Source organism: Micromonospora sp. NPDC057141 (genome assembly GCF_042670805.1).
Taxonomy (GTDB): Bacteria; Actinomycetota; Actinomycetes; order Mycobacteriales; family Micromonosporaceae; genus Micromonospora.
This window is the reverse complement of the sequence record NZ_JBHUVA010000077.1, coordinates 22,383-30,306: the sequence shown is the minus strand read 5'-3', so window position 1 is coordinate 30,306 and position 7,924 is coordinate 22,383. Positions and strand designations below refer to the sequence as shown.

The window sequence follows — 7,924 nt, the reverse complement described above, 5'->3', positions numbered from 1 at the left end:
AAGATCGTGGCCGCCGCACTCGTCCTGCTCCACACCGAACACGACCGCACCACATGATCACCACGTGTGATCAGAACATTGCGCGGAATGGCTCATTGAGCCTTTTCCGTGCGCCCAGCAGAGTGGAGGTTGATCGTGTAGGTGGTTGATCTTCGTTCGTAAGCTCGTCGTCGCTTGCCGGTGGAAGTCCGGTCCGGGTAGCTGCCAGGAGGCCCGGTAGCAGACTGGCGGCTCGGTCTGGAAACGGGTCGGGTCGAAGCCCAGTGTCGAAAGCCCTGTTGGGGAGCGACTGAGCGGTCCGTAGCGTGAAGCGAAGCCTGCGGCGTCGTTACTCAGCTGCCCGTGAGGGTGGCACAGGGGAGTGCCGAGCCCTTCGAAATCGGGGTGAAGGACATGGAAGCGGTGTAGCTCCTGGATTGCAGCTGTGAAGGACTCCCCGGCGTATGGGGCGCGGAACGTTCAGATAGTGGCGGCGGGAACTGGGGAGGCCCTCCCCGGCCCGGTGACCTGTGCGTATGTCACCGGAAGCGCGGCGTTCTATAACCGATGATCCCGGGAAGTGAACGGCCGGCCGGGAGGGCGTCGGAGGCGGTCGTAGTACCGATCGAGCCGGACGGACAACACAACCGCCGGTGAGGGAAGGGCCGCTGCTTCGTCGATGCGTGTGGTGTTGAGGAGGGGCCCGGTGAGTGCCGTTTCGGCTAGTCCCGCCGCTGGTGGATCGATCCTTGATCCGGTCCGTGCCTTGCAGCGTGCGCTTTACCGGGCGGCCAAGGCCGATCCCGGACGTCGGTTCCACGCGCTGCGAGACAAAGTCCTGCGCAGGGACGTCTTGTGGCGGGCGTGGGTCGCGGTGCGTCGTAACGACGGCGCTCCGGGCATCGACAAGACCAGCCTTGACCAGGTCGAGCAGGACGGCGTTGGCCGGCTGCTGGAGGACCTGGTGCGCGAGCTCAGGGACGGCAGCTATCGGCCGTTGCCGGCGCGACGGGTGTTCATCCCCAAGTCCGGCAGCAGCGGGTAGAGGCCGCTGTCGATCCCTCGGTTCGTGACCGGATCGTGCAGGCCGCGGTGAAGATCGTGCTCGAGCCGGTCTTCGAAGCGGACATGCTGCCGTGCAGTTTCGGGTTCCGTCCGAAACGTTCGGCGCACGATGCCCTGCAGGTGCTCATCGAGGAGTCCGCGCGGGGTAGGCGGTGGGTGGTCGAGACGGACATCGCCAACTGCTTTTCGGCGATACCGCATCAGGAGTTGATGCACGCGGTTGAGGAACGCGTCTGCGACCAGGCGCTGTTGAAGCTGCTGCGGGTGATGCTGCGCGCAGGAGTGATGGAACAGGGTCTGGTCCGTCGGGAAGTGACCGGCACCCCGCAGGGCGGGGTGATTTCCCCGTTGCTCTGCAACGTCTACCTGCACCGCCTCGACCGGGTGTGGTCGAGGGGATAGCCGGCCGGACCGACGAAGGTGGGGCGCGGGCCATCCGGACCGCGCCTCACCCGGGGTGGCGACGACTCGCGCTACCCCCGCTGCTCGCTCTCCAGCAGGTACTGCACCCCGCCGAGGTCGGCGCGCGCAGTGCCGTCGGCGTCCGGCCCGAACTGGGTCACATTGAGCGCGGCCCCCTTGGCGAGGGCGGCTTCGGCCGAGAAGGCCAGTGAGAACTCGAGACGCTCACCGGGCTTCAAGACCAGCCCGCTGATGCTGGCCTTCCCCGGTTCCACGATCTCCAACTCGGTCTGGCCGACTTGGCGTACTCCCGTACCGACCTTGCCGGTGGCCTGCCAGCGCTCGAACAGGGTCGGGCCGAGGTCGACGAAGACCCGGGCACCCCGCACCGGCTCTGCCGGCTGGGTGAACACCAGGTCGTTCTTGGTCTCCACGGTGGTCACGTTGCCGATGGCGAACGGCCGGATGACCCGCGGCCCGCCCGGCGTGAGCTGGACCGAGTTGACGTTGCGCCAGGCGATGTTGTTGTTGTGCAGGGTGTTGACGCTGTTGCTCGGGCCCTCGAAGGTCATCGGGTCGGTCGGCGACACCCAGCGCGCCAACAGGCAGAAGTGGCCCGGTCCGGGCACCCCGGTCCACGGGATCGTCACCGTGGTGACGCCCGGATAGACGGTCACGCTGGCCGCACCGATCTGGGTCCAGTGCGTCGGCCAAGTGGCGCCGCCGCCCGGGGTCGTTCGGTAGATCCGCAGCACTCCGTTGTCGATGCCCGAGCCGTACGGGCCGGCGTTGCGCAACTTCACGAAGAGGTAGTTGGTGACGCCGACGATCGGGTTCTGACTGACGGCACATTCCACTGCGGTTGGGCAGACCTTGATGTCGGGGCTGGCCCACAGCGGGCTGTACGAGTGTGGTTGGACGCCGGTGTCGGCGGTGACGTCCTTGATGTAGACGTCGGTGCGGGCCGCCGCGGCGGCCTTCTCCTGCGGTGCCGCGGCGGCTGCGGTGACCGCCAGCAGGCCGGCCAGCGCCGCGCCCGTGAGTACGGCCAGCGTCGAGCGGCGGACACGCTTCCCTACCTTGCCCATGACAGGTTTTCTCCCATCGACGGGGGACGCCGAACCCGGCGTGTTTCGATGCCGGGTCGGTTGATTGACATAGTGGAAGAGTTGCGACCGTGCCCGGAAATACCGTCGGGGGACTCGCCATCAGATGGCACCAGGACCGACAAAGACGACAGGGGTCGATGCCTGTGGGTTCGGGGTGGCCGCGCGGCCGCGCTCGGTGCCGGGTGCAGGGCTGCCCGCCCTGTGCGCGGTGGGGGACGTGGGTCAGGCTCGACGCCCGGCAAGGCCCGCACCCGCCGACGCGACCGCGCTACGGGAATCCCAGCTCAACCCCATGATCAAATTACGCTACATGGCATTGGAGATCATCAGCGCAAACCGAGAACTCCCAGCTCTCAGCCTGTCCGACGAGCAACGGCACATTACACGGTCAGCCCGAACAGTCAGGACCTGTTGGGGAAGTGCCGAGTTGACCGACCTTCGGGCGGCTGACATCGACGTCGGCTGATCATTTCGGCGGTCGGGGCCCCGCTGGCTGAGCCCGTGTTGGCAGGATGTGGCCGACGAGCGGACGGCCGGCCGTTCCCACGTTACGGTCGTCGGACGATGAGACCGTTTGCGACATGGTGTCGATGGAGGCCCGATGGGCGCCACGAGCGCATCCCTATCGATGTCGACGATGTCCGCCGCGCCGTCCGCCGGTCGGATCCCGAGCGCGACCGAAAGCAGGTGGCCCAGCAGATCCGGCTCCGGCGAAGGTGACGCTGATGCCGTATTCCTCGCCTGACGAACTGCGCCGTCGGATGTTTCAGGCACCTCCGGCCAAACTCGACGGTGCCGCCCCGGTGCAGGTCCACTCCCTGGTCTCCCACAAACATGTTCCATTGTATTTGTTCGCCATCAAGTCACTCGCTGGCTACTGGCGCGGAGTGGCGGCGGTCGTGCACGACGACGGCACGTTGACCGATGCTGACCTGTCGCTGCTGGAAGAGCAGGTCTTGGACGTACGCGTCATCCGGCGGTCTGACGCCGACGACATGGTCCAGGTCATGCTCGAGGACCATCCACTCCTCGCGGAGGTCCGGCGGAGGAATGTTCGCATCCTGCAACTCGTCGACTACTTCTTGCTTGGTGACGCCGAACTGGTCATCGGCATGGACAGCGACATCCTCTTTTTCGGCGAACCGCTGGAGGTGATGCGGTGGGCCGCCGCCACCGAGCGGCAGCCGGCCTTCATGTACTCGCAGGAGCAATTCGCGTCGGGACGATTGCCGGGCGGTGTTCGTTGGATTCCCGAGGCGCTACCCGACGTGCCGTACGTGCCGCACATGTGCTGCGGTTTTGTCTGCGCGCACCGTCGTCGCTTCCTCGACCTCGACCACCTGGAGGTCATGATGGATCGGACGCCCCGGGAGATCCTGTTTCGCCCTCGCCATGTCACACAGATGTTCTATTCAGTGCTGGGCGGGCGGCTTGGTGCTGCGGCCCAGCCACTCGGTGAACCCTATCGCTCGGGGCCGTGGAGCAGGCTGCCGCCGGCGGAGAACCGCGTCCTGTGTCACTACTTCGCGTCCATCGAGTCATCGGAGGTCGATGACAACATCCGGCGGCTCCCCGATCTGTTCCTGCGTGCGCTCCAGCAACTTGAAGGCGCGGAACCGCGTGGTTGATTCATGAGCGACGCAGCCCTTCGCACACCGCCGTTGTGGGAAAATGTGAACCCGTCCGGTGTGCGGGCGGTGTACGTCGAACGGCGCAGGCTTCTCGGGTTGCTACGCAACGCGGATCGACGGTGGCTGGGTGCCCTGGTCGTATCGCTCGTCGTTGTCGTGGCGGTCGGTCCGATCACTGTCGCGGCCACCCGCGGACTCGTCGACGCCATGCTCTCGAGGTCGGGAGAGTTCGTCCGGCTGGCTGTCGCCGTCGCCCTCCTGATGCTCGTCCGGCAGTTCGCGGAGATCGCCGGATCAACCCTGCGGGCCTCGATCGCGAGGCAGGTCGACGGCGCCGTGCGCGCCGAGCTTCGACGTATCGCCTCCCGGCCGCCCGGCATAGCCCACCTGGAGGATCCTGCCTTCCAGGATGTGGCGCTGCGCGCCGCGGACCAGGGCGTGGCGTGGCGCGACAGGTCCGCTGGTCTGGCGGCCGTGGGCCAGTTGTCGCTGACCGGCCGGATCCTCTCCGCAGCGGCCATGGCCGTGGCGCTCGGCGCCTACTTCCCGGTCCTGGCGGCCGTGCTGTTCCTGCTCTCCGTCACCTCGCGGTGGATCGCCGTCCGGCAGTGGATGCACCTTGAGTCGGTCAAGGACGCGGCGATGCCGGAGCGGCGCAAGGTCGACTATTGGGCGGAGCTGGCGGCCGGACCCGAGGCTGCGAAAGAAATTCGGCTGTTCGGTCTTGCCGGGTGGGTGGTCGAACGCCGGGCCGCTGCCCACCTCGCCTGGCTGGCCGATTACTGGAAGTTGCGCCGGAGAGTTCTCCGTAGCCAGAAGGCGGCGGCCGTGCTGGCCGTGGTCTGTGCCGGTCTGGCACTCGGGGTCCCTGGCCGTGCGGCCTTCGGCGGTCAGATCAGCGTGGGGGCGTTGGCGTCATGTCTGCTCGCAGCCTGGGGCATCTTCGCTATCGCAGCCCTCGGCACCGAGGCACACGACATCGAGTACGGCAAGGACCCGGTGCGGGCGCTGGCCGTCCTTGAGCGCGCGCAGGTCGAACCGCGGCGGAATCTACAGCCGCCGCCGGCGACGATCCCGACCATCAGGTTCGAGGAGGTGTCCTTCGAGTATCCCGGCCAACCCCGTCCTGTCATGAACGGACTCAACCTGACCATTCGGGCGGGAGAGCGGCTGGCCCTGGTGGGGGTGAACGGGGTTGGAAAGACGACCCTGATCAAGCTCCTCGCGGGCTTGTACGAGCCGACGGGGGGACGAATCACGGTGGACGGAGTCGACCTGCGCGACCTCGACCCCGAGCCGTGGCGTCGCAGGGTCACCGCGTTGTTCCAGGACTTCGTCCACTATCCGCTGACCCTCCGCGACAACATCACCCTGGCCGCTCCGGAAGTGGACACCGACGACGCCGAGCTCGACGAGCTGATTCGACGTGCCGGGGCGGCGGCTCTGCTGGCGAGCCAGCCCCGCGGCCTGGACACGTTGCTGTGGCGTACGGGAACCTCAGGCACCGACCTCTCGGGCGGGCAGTGGCAGAAGCTCGCGATGGTACGAGTACTCCACGCGGTCGACAAGGGGCGACAGGTGGTGCTGCTCGACGAGCCGACGGCGCACCTCGACGTCAGGGCAGAAGCGGAGTTCCACCAGCGGATCCTGGGGTCGATTCCGGCCGCCTCGGTAGTGGTGATCTCACACCGGTTCTCCACCGTCCGGGCAGCCGACCGGATCGTGCTCCTGGATGGTGGGAGGATCACCGAAGAAGGCGATCACGACTCCCTGATGGCTGACGGCGGGACGTACGCCAGGCTCTTCACGCTCCAGGCGTCGAGGTTCACGGCCCGGCACCCGCATCGGGAATCCCCGGAGTGACCGTGCCGGCAAGCCTGCGGATGGCGCTCCACACCCTGCGGCTCAGCTACCGCGCGGATTCCCGGGTGACCTGCTTCGTCGGGGTTCTCGTCCTTCTCCAAGCCGGCCTCGTCGCCGCCACCGCGAGCGCCCAACGGTGGCTGGTCGATGCGGCGGGCACCCGTATGCTCGCCGGGCTCGTCGAGGCAGTCGTGGTGGGCATTCTTGCCTACGTCATGCAGGTCGTGGGCCAGCGGCTGGCACTCAACTTTCGCAACGATCTCGTCAACCGTGTCCAGATGGCCATAGAACAGGAGATCACGGAGACAGCGGCACGGATTCCGACGATCGAGCACCTGGAGCGCGCCGAGTTCCTGAACCGGATCACCATGCTGCGGCGCGGAACGGTTGCCCTGACCACCACCGGCTGGGCTGCAGCCTACGCCGTGTCCGCCGGCGTCGGACTTTGCCTGAGCGTCTGGCTGCTGGCGGATCTCCACCCGCTGCTCACCATTCTGGCGCCATGTGCTCTGCCGATTCTCGTCCTGACCAACCGGGCCCGGAAGATCCAGCAGCAGGCGATCGACGCGACTGCGGAGCCGCTGCGGCAAGAGGCCGCGCTGCATGAGCTGTGCCTTCGACCCGGCCCTGCGAAGGAAGTGCGGATCAGCGGGAACGCCGCGAGGCTGAACCGGCTCGCGCAGCAGTTGTGGACGAGGGCTGCCCGCGAAGAGGGGGCGGCGCGGCTCCGCGGCCTGGGCATCGAGGCAGCCGGCTGGGCGCTCTACTACGGAGCCCTGGCCTTCACCCTGATCCTCGTCGGGCACCTGATGGCGTCTGGGCAGACCACCGCGGGTGGTGCCGTCCTGCTCATCTCTCTCGCCGGTCAACTGCGTACCCAGCAGCAGACGGTAGTCGATGCGATCACCCAGGTCGCTGCCGGTGGACGGATCGCCGAACATCACTTCTGGCTCACGAGATATGCGTCGGCGTCCCGTACGGGGGTACTGCCGCCGCCAACGCGGTTGACCCAGGGAATCGTCCTGGATCGGGTCTCCTTCGCCTATCCCGGCACCGAGGAGTGCGTACTGGACAGGGTGGACCTCGTCGTTCCCGCAGGTTGTTCGATTGCTGTCGTGGGTGAAAACGGGGCGGGCAAGAGCACCCTCATCAAGCTTCTCATGGGGGCGCGTCGTCCGACCGGGGGCACCATCACCGTCGACGGGGTCGACCTCACGCGCTTGGACGCGTCCGGATGGGCGGCGGCGAGCACCGGTACGCTCCAGGACTTCCTGAAGCTCCAGGTCCCGGTTCGGGAATCGGTCGGCGCGGGCGACCTGCGAAAGATCGGGGACGTCGTCGCGATCAGCGGTGCCCTGCGGCGTGCCGGGGCCGCGCAGTTCGTCCAGGAACTTCCCGAGGGCATCGAGACCCTCCTCGGCAGGCTCTTTGGAGGGATCGAGCTGTCGCACGGGCAGTGGCAGCGACTCGCCGTCGCACGAGGGCTGATGCGTACGAGTCCGTTGCTCCTCGTCCTGGACGAGCCGACCGCAGCCCTCGATGCGCAGTCCGAGCACGATCTGTTCGAACTTTTCACCAGGCAGGCTCGTGAGTACGGCGGTGATGGGGCGATCACGGTGCTTGTGTCCCACCGCTTCTCGACGGTTCACATGGCCGACCGCATCGTCGTCGTCTCCGGCGGCAGGATCATCGAACAGGGCACGCATCCGGAGCTGTTGGCGGCCGGGGGCGAGTACGCGAGCCTCTACCGCCTCCAGGCGGAGGCCTATGGGTAGGCCCGAGCTTGCCGGGTACGGGGCCGGTGAGGTTGCCACATCGGAAACTCGTCCACCGCGTCCGGGCGTAACGCTCCGTGAGAACCTCCGTCAGGCCGCA

General features: G+C 67.2%; 6 protein-coding genes. 5 read left to right on the top strand and 1 reads right to left on the bottom strand.

The genetic code is table 11. The annotated features are described in order from the left end of the window. Positions 1-685: 685 nt before the first annotated feature. Entirely contained in the window at positions 686-1,024 is a 339-nt protein-coding gene (locus tag ACFT41_RS27120; RefSeq protein ID WP_377588208.1) for a hypothetical protein, read from the top strand. 47 nt (positions 1,025-1,071) lie between these two features. Continuing rightward, positions 1,072-1,446, top strand: coding sequence for a reverse transcriptase domain-containing protein (locus tag ACFT41_RS27115; protein ID WP_377588209.1), 375 nt, complete (start codon positions 1,072-1,074; stop codon positions 1,444-1,446). A 71-nt stretch (positions 1,447-1,517) separates the two neighbouring features. On the opposite strand, the gene ACFT41_RS27110 is transcribed toward ACFT41_RS27115, so the two are convergent. Next, entirely contained in the window at positions 1,518-2,534 is a 1,017-nt protein-coding gene (locus ACFT41_RS27110; RefSeq protein WP_377588210.1) for a hypothetical protein, read from the bottom strand. 746 nt (positions 2,535-3,280) lie between these two features. On the opposite strand from ACFT41_RS27110, the gene ACFT41_RS27105 reads away from it, so the two are divergent. From ACFT41_RS27105 to ACFT41_RS27095, 3 genes are read left to right on the top strand one after another with little or no spacing between them, the layout of a single operon-like run. Next, positions 3,281-4,183, top strand: coding sequence for a hypothetical protein (locus ACFT41_RS27105; protein ID WP_377588211.1), 903 nt, complete (start codon positions 3,281-3,283; stop codon positions 4,181-4,183). A gap of 3 nt (positions 4,184-4,186) precedes the next feature. Continuing rightward, positions 4,187-6,049: an ABC transporter ATP-binding protein gene (locus tag ACFT41_RS27100; RefSeq protein ID WP_377588212.1), complete on the top strand. Its 1,863-nt coding sequence runs from the start codon at positions 4,187-4,189 to the stop codon at positions 6,047-6,049. Then, the gene (locus ACFT41_RS27095) at positions 6,046-7,824 is read left to right on the top strand and encodes an ABC transporter ATP-binding protein (protein WP_377588213.1); all 1,779 of its coding nucleotides are present in this window, start codon (positions 6,046-6,048) and stop codon (positions 7,822-7,824) included. The genes ACFT41_RS27100 and ACFT41_RS27095 overlap by 4 nt, the downstream gene beginning before the upstream one ends. The last annotated feature ends 100 nt before the right edge of the window (positions 7,825-7,924 follow it).

Excerpts from the sequence above, each read along its gene's own strand:
- ACFT41_RS27105 (WP_377588211.1), top strand. The coding sequence starts at position 3,281 with ATGCCGTATTCCTCGCCTGACGAACTGCGCCGTCGGATGTTTCAGGCA.
- ACFT41_RS27100 (WP_377588212.1), top strand. The coding sequence starts at position 4,187 with ATGAGCGACGCAGCCCTTCGCACACCGCCGTTGTGGGAAAATGTGAAC.
- ACFT41_RS27110 (WP_377588210.1), bottom strand. The coding sequence starts at position 2,534 with ATGGGCAAGGTAGGGAAGCGTGTCCGCCGCTCGACGCTGGCCGTACTC.